General features: G+C 60.2%; 11 protein-coding genes, 1 tRNA gene and 1 pseudogene. 7 read left to right on the plus strand and 6 right to left on the minus strand.

Going from position 1 to position 13,036, the window contains the following annotated elements:
• The first annotated feature begins 22 nt into the window (after positions 1-22).
• Positions 23-99: transfer RNA gene (locus ACQZ60_RS24135), tRNA-Met, on the plus strand.
• On the opposite strand, the gene ACQZ60_RS24140 is transcribed toward ACQZ60_RS24135, so the two are convergent.
• Positions 56-919 (minus strand): hypothetical protein, encoded by an 864-nt coding sequence (locus tag ACQZ60_RS24140; protein ID WP_448736332.1) that lies wholly within the window; start codon positions 917-919, stop codon positions 56-58. The genes ACQZ60_RS24135 and ACQZ60_RS24140 overlap by 44 nt on opposite strands.
• Between ACQZ60_RS24140 and ACQZ60_RS24145 the strand changes: the two genes are divergently transcribed.
• On the plus strand, positions 815-1,063 hold the full coding sequence (locus tag ACQZ60_RS24145; RefSeq protein WP_448736291.1) for a hypothetical protein: 249 nt from the start codon (positions 815-817) through the stop codon (positions 1,061-1,063). The two genes, ACQZ60_RS24140 and ACQZ60_RS24145, sit on opposite strands and share 105 nt — an antisense overlap.
• Before the next feature lie 30 nt (positions 1,064-1,093).
• Here ACQZ60_RS24145 and ACQZ60_RS24150 read toward each other — a convergent pair.
• The 4 genes and pseudogenes from ACQZ60_RS24150 to ACQZ60_RS24165 form a co-directional block, all read right to left on the minus strand.
• Positions 1,094-1,954: pseudogene (locus ACQZ60_RS24150) on the minus strand (recombinase family protein); the annotation flags it as partial.
• Between the two features lie 35 nt (positions 1,955-1,989).
• A complete protein-coding gene (locus tag ACQZ60_RS24155; protein WP_245285016.1) occupies positions 1,990-2,844 on the minus strand; it encodes a recombinase family protein in 855 nt (284 codons plus the stop codon).
• 157 nt (positions 2,845-3,001) lie between these two features.
• Positions 3,002-3,799 (minus strand): hypothetical protein, encoded by a 798-nt coding sequence (locus tag ACQZ60_RS24160; protein WP_035261351.1) that lies wholly within the window; start codon positions 3,797-3,799, stop codon positions 3,002-3,004.
• Between the two features lie 627 nt (positions 3,800-4,426).
• Positions 4,427-4,762, minus strand: a complete 336-nt coding sequence (locus tag ACQZ60_RS24165) for a hypothetical protein (protein ID WP_035261353.1) — start codon at positions 4,760-4,762, stop codon at positions 4,427-4,429.
• An 850-nt stretch (positions 4,763-5,612) separates the two neighbouring features.
• On the opposite strand from ACQZ60_RS24165, the gene ACQZ60_RS24170 reads away from it, so the two are divergent.
• The 5 genes from ACQZ60_RS24170 (at position 5,613) to ACQZ60_RS24190 (ending at position 11,585) form a co-directional block, all read left to right on the plus strand.
• Positions 5,613-6,791: a hypothetical protein gene (locus ACQZ60_RS24170; RefSeq protein WP_448736292.1), complete on the plus strand. Its 1,179-nt coding sequence runs from the start codon at positions 5,613-5,615 to the stop codon at positions 6,789-6,791.
• 332 nt (positions 6,792-7,123) lie between these two features.
• Positions 7,124-8,185 carry a hypothetical protein gene (locus tag ACQZ60_RS24175; RefSeq protein WP_035261361.1) on the plus strand — a complete coding sequence of 354 codons (1,062 nt, stop codon included), beginning with the start codon at positions 7,124-7,126 and terminating at the stop codon, positions 8,183-8,185.
• A 112-nt stretch (positions 8,186-8,297) separates the two neighbouring features.
• The gene (locus ACQZ60_RS24180) at positions 8,298-8,840 is read left to right on the plus strand and encodes a hypothetical protein (RefSeq protein WP_035261364.1); all 543 of its coding nucleotides are present in this window, start codon (positions 8,298-8,300) and stop codon (positions 8,838-8,840) included.
• Positions 8,833-10,812 (plus strand): AAA family ATPase, encoded by a 1,980-nt coding sequence (locus ACQZ60_RS24185; RefSeq protein ID WP_051671860.1) that lies wholly within the window; start codon positions 8,833-8,835, stop codon positions 10,810-10,812. Before ACQZ60_RS24180 ends, ACQZ60_RS24185 begins: the two co-directional genes overlap by 8 nt.
• Positions 10,809-11,585: an ATP-dependent metallopeptidase FtsH/Yme1/Tma family protein gene (locus ACQZ60_RS24190; RefSeq protein ID WP_035261367.1), complete on the plus strand. Its 777-nt coding sequence runs from the start codon at positions 10,809-10,811 to the stop codon at positions 11,583-11,585. Before ACQZ60_RS24185 ends, ACQZ60_RS24190 begins: the two co-directional genes overlap by 4 nt.
• 217 nt (positions 11,586-11,802) lie before the next feature.
• Here the strand turns inward: ACQZ60_RS24190 and ACQZ60_RS24195 are convergent, their stop codons facing one another.
• Positions 11,803-12,996 carry an MFS transporter gene (locus ACQZ60_RS24195; protein WP_174055190.1) on the minus strand — a complete coding sequence of 398 codons (1,194 nt, stop codon included), beginning with the start codon at positions 12,994-12,996 and terminating at the stop codon, positions 11,803-11,805.
• Positions 12,997-13,036: the final 40 nt, after the last annotated feature.

Consider the following 13,036-nt stretch of genomic DNA (forward strand, 5'->3'; position numbering starts at 1 on the left):
ATGCTATAATAAAACCAATCAACGCGGGGTGGAGCAGCCCGGTAGCTCGTCAGGCTCATAACCTGAAGGCCGCAGGTTCAAATCCTGCCCCCGCAACCACTGAAACTTGTAAATTCTCCCATTCGGGATATTTGCAACGGAGCTCCTCCGCGTAAGCGTCGAGGAGCTTTTTTTGTTTCTGCTCCGTGTCGATCTCGCCGGATGCGATCCGGGCCATCAGATCATTCTGGGCGGCGGTGATGAACTGCTGCTCCATCAGGTCCAGCACCTCCATCGAGGCCATGATGTTGGCGATCGAGCCGTGTACCTGCAAACTGGCCGGTTGATGGCCCGGGGTCTTGCCGATCACGACGGTCTGGATGAGATCACGCACGATCGGCATCAGCCGCTGCTTGGCATGTTCGTCGGCGTTGTTGCGTGCGAGGAAGATCAGCTTGCGGATGCTGATCTCGGTATTGGCGGGATTGAACTGCGCCTTCAGCTTCGCAATCTTCTCCTGGAAATCCTCGGCCGGCTCCTGCGAGTGGGCGAGTTCCAGAACCAGCGCCTCGCGCGTGACTTCCAGTTCGTCCAGTTGATCATCCAGGATGGCAAGCCGCGGCCGGCCGTCGGCATGGCGGTCCTGAATCTGCTGCATGAGACCTGACTGTTTCGACTTGATCGCCGCGAGTTCTGTGGTCAACTGGTCCTTGCGCGAAGGCAGGCTCTTCAGCTTGCTTACCTCATGCGCGACCATCTTCTCTGAAATCCGATCGAAGATATCCATCGAGAAGAAGGCCACGGGCAAGCAGTTGAGGACGCGTTCCTCCAGTTCATGGCGCGTGATGGTCTTGCTGTTACCACAGCAGGCGCCGTCGAGGTCGTCGATCGGCAGGCGCTTCTTGCGGTTGGTGCAGCTATAGCGGTCCTTGCCGCTAATGGCGTAAGGGCCGCCACATTCCGCGCATTCGAGCAGGTGACTGAGCAGGTATCCCGGGCGGTGCGTTGCATTCAGCCGGTTACTCTGCCCGAAATCGAACAGCTCACCGATCTCTTTCTGACGCTCCTTCACCCGCTGCCATAGGCCGTCGGAGACGATGCGCATCTCGGGCACTTCCGTCAGCACCCATTCGCTTGCGTCGTTGGCGCGCGCGGTGCGTCGTTCAGTCTCCGGGTTCTTGCGGTAGTTACGCTTGTTCCAGACCATGCGGCCGATGTAGCTCTCGTTGTTGAGGATGCCGGTGCCACGGCTGACGTGGCCGCGGATGGCGGTGTCGCGCCACTTGCGGCCGCGCGAGCCCGGGATGCCCTCTTTGTTCAAAAGCTGGGCGATGTCGCGAGGCGACACGCCGTCGGCATAGAGGGAAAAAATCCGGCGAACCACCTCAGCCTTTGCAGGATCGATCTCGCGCAAACCCTTGATGCGATCGCCGTTCGCATCGCGCTGCTGCGAGAGCATGTAGCCGTAGGCGAGGCAGGTGGATGCCTTGCCTTTCCGGACGGCCATCTTCATGCCTTCGCGCGTGCGATACCGGATCTGTTCGACCAGTTCATGGCTGAGCGCGGCGCGCAATGCCATCTCGAGGTCGGTCACCGGGGTGCCGGCGTGGACCGTCCAGATGTCCGCGTCGCAATAGCGAAGCTGCTTGAGGATCTTCGCGCTATGCTCGATGTCGCGCGACAGGCGATCGACGGTGACGCAGAGGACGACATCGATGCGCTCGCGCTTCACATGCGCCATGAGGCTCTGGATGCCGGCGCGGAGCTGGTAGCTGGTGCCGCTGATGGCGGCGTCGGAGTAGATCTCGACCAGCTTCCAGCCCTGACGTGCGACAAAGGCCTTGCCGAGTTCGATCTGCGTTTCGATCGAGACCTCATGCTGGCGGTCGGTGGAGTAGCGGGCATAAAACAGAACATTCTTTGTCATTTGCGGAATTCCATATTCATCAATGTCTTCGTGAACACTGGCCGGCATTGCCGGCCAGTTCGTTTGCAGCGTGCTCAGCTCTGCTACTTGCGGCGCCCTGCCAATCCTGCAGCACGCTCGGCTGCGGCATCCTGGCGATCCTTCACGCGGTCCCAGAGTTCATCGCTGACGATGCGCAGTGCCGATACGTAATCGTAGTCATCGCCGTCAGGTTGTTTACAGGCGCCGATGTAAGCCGGATTGTTGAGGATCCCGGTTCCGCGAGCGCGGTTGCCGCGGATCGCAGCGTCGCGCCAGATACTGCCACGGGGACCGGCCACGCCTTCCACATTAAGAAGAGCAGCGATCTTTGTCGGTGCCATCCCCTCGGCATACATACCGAAAATACGCCTGATGACATCGGCGGCGACCGGATCGACGACCTTGAAAGCGAAGATGCGCTGGCCGTCCGCATTGCAGGCGCCGGCATAGCGATAGCCGAATGGAAGGGGCGCGAAGTGTTTCTCCTCGCGCAGGTCGTCGGGCACCTGGGCAATGTGGCTGCCCATGGCAAACATCTTGCTGCGGTCATCAATATAGTAATCGGACAGGTTCCGGGCGGTGATCCGCTCGCCGGGATCGGCGGCCCAGAGTTCGATGCCCTTGCGAGCGAGTTCGCTCAACAGCCGGCTGGCGATATCAAATCGTGAGCACAACCGGTCCAGCGTATGGCAGAGGACGATATCGACTTTCTCGCGCTCGATATGGGCGAAAAGCTTGCTCACGCCGGGCTGCGCCATGAAGACGACTTCGCCGATGTCCTCGTCAGCATAGGACTTTACGAAGGTCCAGCCATTCTCCTTGATGAAGCGGTGCCCGTAGTAGAGCTGCGTTTCGAGGCAGGCATGGTCATGGTATCCGGCAGAATGGCGTGCGTAGAACAGAACGTTCTTGGTCATGGAGTGATCTCCGTTTGAATGTGCGAAGTCGGGGGACATGGTAACCGGCGGCGGGGGATTTGAGAGCCCCGCGGCGATGCCAGATCATCATGGTCTGGCGGTTGGCAGGTACAGGCGGCAATAATTGCCGTGATAAGAAGCCGCTCCGGAGCGCTGGTCAGTAACCCATCATGGCGCGATAGGCCGTGGCTTCATCGGTGTTCCCGCGAATCCAGCCATGCTGCTGAAGCTTGAGAAGGCTGTCGACGACGCCATCGCGCGCGCCGCACCACGTCCAGCCGGAATCGGCGGGGCGGATAATGAAGACTTCGGTGGAGGTCACCTTGATCCGCGTTGCACCGGTCTCCGCCTTGACGGCTTCGCGAAACAGGCGGTCCAGTTCCTTGATCCGGCGTTTCTGTTCGGCCGTCAGGTGCGCCGGCTCGACGCGGGACGGGGTCTTCGACGGGATATGCGTCGCGGGGATACAGTGGGTGAGGACGAACACACGGTGCACCTGCTTGCGACGCCAGGGTGCCCGGTCGATATCGACCATAAGGCCGTTATTGGTCACATCGCAAAACAGCTCGCCACTGATCGCGACGCGGTGGTTTCTCATAAACACGACGCAAGGGTGGCTTTGCTGGATGCCCGTGCGGGCTTTGAGGTATGCCGCAAGGGTCGGACGACCTTTGATGTCGTGCCATTCGCCCGCATAGCCCAGCAATCGCAAGGTGCTCTCGATCTCGTCGTCGTGCGTCTTCGTGATCGCGGGAGCGCGACGACGGTCTACCCAGCCAGCGCCATGACGGTTGAGGCGCACGGCATCCCGGACGCGGGACATCGGCTCACCCGTGATGGAGGCCATGGCTACTGTGCCGGAATGTAGCCGGCATTTGGTGTCGTTGTCGACATCGTGGAGGTGATGGGTTTTAACCGCAACGATGGCAGACGGATGCTGGATGATATTCGACATGGAATCTCCTTATAGTCGTGGATCGTCGTCGCTTGCGACGGCGATCCACGCGGAGAACTTCCTCGCGCATGCGGCCGGTGCAGATTCCGAGACCGGAATCGTCCTTGCACTCGATGTCCCGGGACGGCTGGATCGTGGCGCCGTCGACATGGAAAACGTGAACCATGGGCGCCTCCTTTCCGTTGCGGGCTGGCCTGTTGAACACTTGTCGGCGCCAATAGCACACAAAGTTCGGAACTTCTCAAGTGTCCTTGTCTGTATGGGTTTCGATGCCAGTTTGCCGAAAATTACCGGAATTCCCGAAATGGCACGGCCGGAATCATTGATCTGCGGGGAAACGCCATCAGCGACCCAAACGGCGGTAAGTCATTGTTAGGCATAGAGTTGTGAAAACTGTGGCTGATGTGCAACACGCGTGTTGCCGTGACCTATCCGCCAGTCGTGGATCACGTGTCGGCCCACGTCCCCCCGTGAAAATGCTCGAAACATTCGATTCAGAATCAAACGGCGATTAACTGAGTAATGGGGGGAGGTGTCGTAGAGATTGCAAACGCCGTTGGGCGTTCCCATGGCGGGGTTGGGATGACAAGGGGCTGGAACCGTAGTTGGCAGGTCGAACGAAACCGGTCAGTCACCCTCGTCGGCACCATCAGGATAGAGCAGGTGGGGCTTGCGGCGGAAGGGCCAGTCGCCATCCCGGTACTTCTCGACAAGCTCATCGAAGACGGCGTGGGATGCATGTTCGTCGAACCCTTGCCGAACCAGCATCGAGACGACGACATGCTGGAAGTGTTCCAGCTCTTCGGTCTTCTCGCGCGTCGTCATGCCAGAGATTGTCATGAACAGCGCCGTGCGGGCCACATCGTCGCGTCCGGGGCGTTTGGCCTTTCTGTCGGCATCACGCAGCTTCTGCTGTCGCTCGCGCTGTTTACTGTTGCGGATCTCCTCGGACTTCGCTGGCATGCACTCTTCCCCATCAGGTCTCTGGCTAGCGATGCCAGACCGTTGTCACTACTGCAACGCCGTTTGCATGGAATCGGAGATCCCGGTTTATGAATCGTTTTGTTGGGGTTCTGAATCAAATGAACGCAATTTGAGATCAATTGCGGACACGTTGAGACAGGTCGAGATAAGTTGGCGAGGGACAAACGGCGGCCGTGAATCAAATGACCAGCGTTTGGAATCAAAAATATCGGACCTTGAATCAAATGAGCGCAATTTGTCTCGACGTGCGGACACGTTGAAACGAACTGTGGGCAAGCTGACAAAAATCGCCGACGGCTTCCTGTCGCGCTTGCGCCTGCAGACCCATCTCCATTCCGGAATATGAGGCGGCGAACCGAAATCTTCCCGGTCGGTTCATCCGCGAAGTCGCATGTCATATGTCCCAGCCGTTCGCGCGGAATGTGCCATCTTCGGATGGAAATCGAGCGCCGCTCTTAGACGGCGAGACGCTGGCTTCGTGTTTACTTCGTCGCGTGTTTCCGTGACGACAAAACTACTTCGTGAAGGCCTTAAATGTGGGAGGTCGGCTATCCGGCTTCGGATTCTGGATTTTTTGGTGAAATAATATCTATCAAATCTGAAGTGTAAATTATTTACGAATACCGTATATATCGATATCAATTGATTAATATAGCGTTATATCTTAAATAAAGCCGCCGAAAAATGCACAGATATAAAGATTATAATCGAATGTATACTATAAAGATATTTTACTTGAATTTGCATTACATCCGTATTGGCGCGATCATATAGTCATCCGATGCGTTGTTCATCGGATACATTGTAAACGCGACACACGGAGACTTCCATGCGCACCAGAAATACCAAGACCACTGCGACCGCCGCCTTCTCCTATAACTATGAAGAAGAGGGGATCGGGCACACAACGCGCGATCTGCTCGAAAGCAGCGCGGCCCATATCTTCGACCTCGGGCGCCGCACCACCGAGCAGACTTTTGAGCTCGGCGATCATCTGGCGAAAGCCGCGGACCTGCTGGCTGATGGCCGATTCGACAAATGGGTAAAGATGCGCTGCGGCCTCGCACCGCGCAGCGGTCGCAACTATATGGCGGTGTTCCGCAACCTCGGCCATGTTCGTGATGAACTGGTCGATCTGTCGGTCGGGGCAACAGCGCTGTTCCACCTGAGTTCGGCCACCGACGATCAGGTCAAGGCGGCCATTGCCTTTGCCGAGGAGAACGGGCGCCTTCAGGTTGCCGATGTGAGGGCCATCTTGGCCGGTGGCGAGGAGGGCGGTGACAAGGCTGAGAAGGACGATCAGTTCTCTACCGGCGGTGTTGGCGGGCTGAAAGTGTTGATTGTGGCCAAGATCCGCGATGGAGTGAAGGCGTTCATCGAGCACCTCGTCACGATCTGCAAGGCGGTCGAGGCTTCGTTGACCAGAAGCCGCGTGATCAAGGAAGCGCTGGCGAAGGAAATCCAGGACATCGCCCGCGTCGCGCGTCAGGAACTCGAAAGCCTGGCCTTGTTCCTCGAGCCGGAACTCGATTATGGCCGCAACACTAAGGCCACGAAGTTCCCGCAAGGAAGCGGCTGGGCCGAGGTAAACGACACGCTCCACACATTGGGGGGTGTCGATGGCTGGCCGAAGTCGAAAGACATGCGTGACTGGCTTGCGCTGCATGTCCTTCCGGTGCTCGGTTGGGCGGTGTCAAAGGAGCGGAAGCCGGAATGGCCGCTTGCGGCGCCAACTGCTCCGGCTTCCGAACCGGCGGTTCCGGCAGAAGCGGACAGCGTCGGCGATCATCACGATGCCGAGCCGGTAATGTCGGACGAGGTCTCTGATGATGCCGATGTCCCGGATGAGGTGATCGATCGGTTCGGCGCGGCGCTGGAGGAGGCGACCGGCGGCTTCATGACGGTCAGCCGTGAAGCGCCGCGAAACCGCAGGCAGTTTGCCAAGGTGCCGGCGCTTGGCGATGACAGCGTCGCCGAGGCTGAACTCGTACCCGCCGTCACGTCGTAAGATGCAGTTGCAGGAAGGCCGGTGAACCGGCCTTCCCGCCAAACTCGAAAGGGCCGCATGTCGGCCCTTTTCCTTTTGCCTGATGATGGCGAGCGGAAACGCGCAGGCCGACCGTTGCGATCACCGGACGCGTTCGTTGGTCCGGACTTCGTGAGCCCACCGTTAACTATGTACCGGCTTTGTTCTTTTTTGTTGTTCCGGGTCCTTGAGCCCGGCTCCCGGTCCTGCCAGGTTGGGGTCGTTCGGAAGACCGGACATAAAGCGGCCCAAGCCGATGCTGGTAACATCGACAAGGGCCTGACCCTCAAGCCTTCTGACAAAGGAATCGGGCTATGACCACGCATACTCTCTCTACCCCTGCCGGGGAAGTTATTCGTTCGACTGTCGCTGCGGCATCGATGTTCTCCGATCGCTCATTCGGCATCGGTGCCTACAGCATCGGCGAACCGGCCGCGCTGCGCCGCCATCCGCACATCGTTCGCTTCCGTGACGTCGAGGCCGATCTCGATCTGCTGATCGACCGCGCCATTGCGGCAATCGCTGAAGGCGAACCCGTCGAGGACGAGATCCTCGGCCACTACGTTCATATCGCCTCGCTCGTTCGCGCAGTGTCCTTCCGGGAAGGCAAATTGTTGGAACAAGCGGTCGAGCGTCTGGCGAAGGCCAATCCCAACATCGTTGTCTTGACCCAGTCGTTGAAGCTTCCTTTGGTCAAGGCGGCACTCGAAGCCGTGTCCGGAAACGACTGGCAGAGTCTTGATGGCATCAAGCTCGATTGCGAGGCACCCGCCAAGGGCAGCTATACGCCGGACCTGATCCTTGTGAATCGGGCGCGACACACCGCTTACATCCTCGATCTGAAGCGGTCGCTGGCCTCCTACGGCGACACCAGCCGTCTCGAAGAACTGAAGCTGAAGATGATGGCCTCGGCGATGGTGTTGCCGGACTGGCTCTATAAAAACCACAAGCGTCTGATGGTCGACACGGTCGAGGTTGCCATCGTCGATGGCGCCAGCCGCCCGAGCGATCATGCCACCGGTATCTGGGCCTTGTCCGAGATCGATGACCTGCTGGAGATCGACGGTGTCGCGGCCTGCATGGCCGAGCTGCGTCTGCGCTTCGGCCGCCGCGTGCAGCAACTTCTCGAAGCGGAAGCCAGCAAGGCGCTCGGTGTGATGATGGTCGCTTCGGCCGCGGCCGCTACCTCGGCCGTTTCCGGCAAGCCGCTGATTGCCTTGAACGGTCCTGCGCGAAGCTACGAGGAAGAGCAGGCGATGACCGCGCCGGACGAGGATGATGGCCATTACGATCTCGGCTGCTACGACGATCAGGACGACGAACCGGAGCCCGCCCGCATCCGGGTCGGTTTTGCCCGCCGTCCGCGCCGGCACTGACGAGCCGCTAGCCCCATGGCACTGATCGCGGTCGCGCCGGGTGCGTGGCCGGCTTCCCTCATCTTCCATTCCATAAACGCCGGATGCGATGCGCTCCGGCGAGGAGACACTCATGTCCATCGATACCCACAGCCCGTCTGTGGCCGGCTTCCGGTGCGAAGCGGTCACGACCGATACCATCGCGTTGCCTTGCCTTCACAGCAGGCTCGCGAATATCCCCCCGGTACAATCCGATGACGTGGATCGCGGTTCGAGCTATCGCGACGACCCCGCCGTCCTGATCGGCCTGGCACTCGCCTTCGTCCGGCAAGGTCCTCTGCTGGATGGCCTTGTGCCGGAACCTCTGATGCTGCGGTTGCGTGCACGTGCCGATGGTGACAACGCGGCATGCCGCCTGCTGCTCGACTGGCTGGGAGGCCGCAACCGGGATCTCGATCGGTCCCGGAACGAACACCTGAGCCAGTCTGTCTCGACCGGCTCGTCGGATGACGCGCATCCGCCGCGTCGTTCGCCGCGCGAGCGTGTGTTGGTGCGGATCCCGAGGCCCGGTGCCATTGACGGGCGGCGGCGTGGTCGGACGCGTCCGCGCGATCCGGTGCAGAACGCCCAAACGGCAATTATTGCCGCGGAGACGGGAGGTCGGATTGATGGATAAGCTGGCCCGACTGTTTATCCGCCGCCTTCGTCATCTTGCCCGCCGCGAGGCGCGCCGAATGGCACTCCGCAACGGTCTGCTGGAAAGCAAGATCGTCGATGTCGATGGTCATCTCACCTGCCGCTACAGCCCGACGTTCGACACGACACGCCTGAGCGGCGATCCGATCCGTGATGATACCTGGTTCCGGCGGAATTTTGGTGACTGGCTTGTCGCACCGAAGGAGACCGGCAATCCGACGGCCGGCTCTGCTGGCGATGGTGTTGTGACCGCCGGGCTCATTCATCCGCCGTTCGCCTCGCAACTCGTAAACATCCCTCGGGCGCGGCGCGGCACAGGCGCGCATGACGGAGTGCTGGGAGACGGCATCGATCGGCGTACCTACGCGGTCGGCCTGGTGGATCGGGTGGCGGCCGCGCCGCTGGTCAGTCACATCGTTGCAACCCTGGTTTTGGCGCGTGCGATGCAAAGGAGCGAACGGTCGCTTCGGGAGATCGTTTATACGCTGACCCGTGTTACACCGGTCGTCACTCTGCATGCGCCACTCGATGGCTTCGAGCGGGAAGTGCTGCGGCTCCTTGAAAAATCCCGGCTGGTGCCCGGCGGCCCGTTTGCAGTCATCGAGTCGGATCACATGTTCAACGATGATCACTTCGATGTCGTCGAAAATGAGACACGCAGGCGTCTGATGACCTTCTCGGGCGCGGGCGTGCATCGCGTCACGGGTAATGCCCTGCGTCGGCGGATGCTCAGCGCGCTGTCGCGCGACTTGTCGATCCTCGCCATCGCGGAGAAGCGATCGGACATTCCCTCGCTGCTACAGATTGCAGCCGACCTGTCGCTGGAAACGGGAAAGCTCGATCGCAGGTTCGTCGCCGATCTGGTCGAGGTGCTTTATCCGGACGAGGCAATCGAAACTCTCGGTCTGCCTTCGGATTCCGATGCGCGCTGGCTGTCGCTGGAGGATCTGGTTCTTGCGTTTCGACCGGGGCGTCATGTTCGCGACGTGCTGCATATCCTTGCAGTGCTCATTGAGCGCAATCGCAGCGACTTCGAGGAAGAGGAGGACGGTGGTGGCGGGAGCGACGACAAGGCATCCGGATTGGCCTCGTCGGGCACATCCACCGAGAAGCCCCAAGGCTCGCACGAAAAGCCGAAAGCGACCGACACTGATAGCAACGGTCGTTGGAAAAAGGAAAAGCCGTCCGGCGCCGAAGTGATCCGGCCGGAACCTTCGCCGACGGTGGGCGAGATCGGTCATAAGCCGCCAATGACCGTCGAGACCCTCTCCGGATATGGCCCGGCGAAGGACTGGGCGCTCGATCTCAAGGCAGATATGGACGATTACCGGGCAAGCACCCTCGCTTGGTCGGAGATGAGCACCAAGCTTTTGCTGTCCGGCCCGCCAGGGACCGGCAAGACCACCTTCGCCCGGGCGCTGTGCAACAGCCTGCAAATCCCGTTGATCGTCACATCCGTCTCGACCTGGCTGCAGGGCGGGCATCTGAACGACGTGATCGACAGGATGAGCAAGACGTTTGTCGAAGCGCGGGCCATGGCTCCGGCGATTCTGTTCATTGACGAGATCGACGGTATCGGCAAAAGGCAGCCGGCCGAGCGGGAATATGCCGACTACTGGAATACCATCGTCAACAAGGCGCTGGAAGTGCTCGACGGCGCGATCAAAAACGAAGGGCTGATCATCGTCGGCGCCACAAACCGGCCCGACCATATCGACGAGGCCATCAAGCGATCCGGACGATTGGAGACCCATATCGAAATCCCCAGGCCCGATGTCCCGACACTCACGGATATTCTGGCCCATCATCTCGGCGACGATGTCATGTCGCTGATCTCTGAGCCGGCAGCGGACGCCGATGCTGAAGCCGATGAAGGATTCTCGCTGAAGAGGATCGTTGCCGACTATCTGGAGGAAGACGCAGAAAGTGAACGGAAGGGAGCCAGCCGATGACTGAGCCACAGAACACCAATGCGTCGGAAATGTTGGCAGCCGTGCAACACGCCAATTCCGCCGACGCGATCCTCAGGCGTCTCGCCACGCGGGCGATGGGGCTGACGGGCGCTGATATCGAACGCATCGTCCGCGAGGCGCGATTGAAGGCGCGGCGTGCCAAGCGGGCGATCCGCTATGAGGACATCGAAGACGGCATCCGCGGCAATCGTCCGCCCGTGCCGCACAATCTGCGCTGGCGCTACGCCTTCCACGAGGCAGGACATGCCGTCGTCCATCATGCGCTTGATCTCGGGCCTGTTCGCGGTCTCAATATCGATACCGGGCAAGGCGGCTACAATCTCGTCGGCTTCCACGCCTGGGCATCCGATACCCGCGACTGGTACGAAAACATGCTGACCATGCTGATGGCCGGGCGGGCTGCTGAGCAACTGATGTTCAGGCGTGTCTCGAGCGGCTCCGGAGGTGCCGACGACAGCGACCTGGCGCGGGCCACGCGCCTTGCCTTTGACATGGAGCGCACCCTCGGCTTCGGGACGGAACATCCGCTGCTCTATCGACCCCATCGCGATCCGGGTGCGGTGTTTGACCGCGATACCGAACTGGCGGATCGCGTTCATGCCAGGCTGGAAGCGGCGCTCGACCATGCGGCAACGATTCTTAGAAGGCACAGACCAATCTTCAATGCCTTGGCAAAGGCGCTGTTCGAGGAACAGGCAATGGATGAAAAGGCCGTACTGCGAATCCTTGCTGATGGTGAGCTACGGCGCTGAAGCGATGAGAAAATTCGAAGTGCAGGATGATTGTACAAGTTGTCGCAGAGCATCGGCTAAAGGATTGATAGAGACCGCCGTGGCTGGATCGATGATGTTCATTGAGATACGTGCTAGTCCGTCACCGTAACCATTGCAGATAACTGTCTTCCTCTTTCAATCTCAGCAGGTCCTTTCCATCTGGAAGCCTACAACGCCATCGCCGCAGGCTCGCGCTTCAATGGGTTTTGCTGGTCAATACGATGAGGCCCGCGGTCAGCAATGCACTTGCAGCACCAAGCCAGAGCGCGCTCGGCACGCCGAAATTGTCGACCGCGAGGCCGCCGACCAGTGCGCCAAGCCCGATCGCCAGTTGCGCGATTGACACGAAGAGCGCGGCGATGCTTTCCAGCCGGTCGGGCGCGGAGGTGAACAGGAAGGTTTGCATGGCGATCGGCAGCATGCCGAAACCGAAACCCCAGGTGACAACCCAAGCGACTGCGGCAAGCGTATTGCTGCCGGCCAGCAACAATCCCGCAACAGACAAGGCGATCAGAAAAGCGGTGCCGGCAAGGGCAGACACGAAGTTCCGGCCAGCAGCCCAGCCCCCGAACAGGTTTCCGGCGAACCCCGCCGCGCCATAGCCGAGCAGCACCATGCTGAGTGTGCCCGTATCAATCCCGGTTGCGCCGATGAGGAAGGGAGTAATGTAGGTATAGGCCGCGAACTGCCCGACGAAGATGAGCACGGCTGCCGTCAGACCGATCTGGACTCGTTGCAATCGCAACACGTCTGGAACCTGTTTCAATCCCGAACCATTCTGCGCCCGGATGGCCGGCAACAAAAACTGGAGCGCCGCCACGACAAGCAGTGCGACACCCGACACAAGCAGGAATGCGGTGCGCCAGCCGAACAGGTCACCGATCAGGGCGCCTGCGGGAACCCCGGCGACAGTACCCAGCGAAACACCGGAGAAGATCAGTGCCGTTGCACGCGGTCCTTCCGCGCCGGGGCGCAGACGCGGGCCGAGCGAGCCGCCGATTGTCCAGAAACCACCGACCGCAATTCCGAGCAGCACCCGGCCGAACATCAACGCCGCAAAGCCGTGAGCGGTTGCCACTATGGCGTTGGAGATGACGAGCAGCATCAGCAGTGCGACGAGCACACGCTTGCGATCGAAACGTGCGGCAAATCCGAGGGTCATCGGCGCGGCAAGCGCTGCGAGAAACCCGGGTACGGTTACCATCAGTCCGGCCGTCCCCTCGCTGATGCCAAGGTCAGCCGCGATCAGCGGCAGAAGCCCGACGGGCAGGAATTCGGTGGTGACAAGAGCGAAAGCGCCGACGCCGATGCTGGCGACTGCGGCCCATGAAGCGAGCGGTTTGCTGTCCGCGTGGCCTACTGAAATACTGCGGGAGACTGGCATGTCCATAGGAGGTTTCCTTTGGTGAAAAGCAGGGCGAACCGGAGAG

The organism is Agrobacterium sp. 22-223-1 (assembly GCF_053522385.1).

Coding starts and splice junctions, on each gene's coding strand:
- ACQZ60_RS24180 (WP_035261364.1), top strand. CDS start 8,298: ATGTCCATCGATACCCACAGCCCGTCTGTGGCCGGCTTCCGGTGCGAA.
- ACQZ60_RS24185 (WP_051671860.1), top strand. CDS start 8,833: ATGGATAAGCTGGCCCGACTGTTTATCCGCCGCCTTCGTCATCTTGCC.
- ACQZ60_RS24145 (WP_448736291.1), top strand. CDS start 815: ATGGCGCGTGATGGTCTTGCTGTTACCACAGCAGGCGCCGTCGAGGTC.
- ACQZ60_RS24170 (WP_448736292.1), top strand. CDS start 5,613: ATGCGCACCAGAAATACCAAGACCACTGCGACCGCCGCCTTCTCCTAT.
- ACQZ60_RS24175 (WP_035261361.1), top strand. CDS start 7,124: ATGACCACGCATACTCTCTCTACCCCTGCCGGGGAAGTTATTCGTTCG.
- ACQZ60_RS24160 (WP_035261351.1), bottom strand. CDS start 3,799: ATGTCGAATATCATCCAGCATCCGTCTGCCATCGTTGCGGTTAAAACC.
- ACQZ60_RS24155 (WP_245285016.1), bottom strand. CDS start 2,844: ATGACCAAGAACGTTCTGTTCTACGCACGCCATTCTGCCGGATACCAT.
- ACQZ60_RS24190 (WP_035261367.1), top strand. CDS start 10,809: ATGACTGAGCCACAGAACACCAATGCGTCGGAAATGTTGGCAGCCGTG.
- ACQZ60_RS24165 (WP_035261353.1), bottom strand. CDS start 4,762: ATGCCAGCGAAGTCCGAGGAGATCCGCAACAGTAAACAGCGCGAGCGA.
- ACQZ60_RS24195 (WP_174055190.1), bottom strand. CDS start 12,996: ATGGACATGCCAGTCTCCCGCAGTATTTCAGTAGGCCACGCGGACAGC.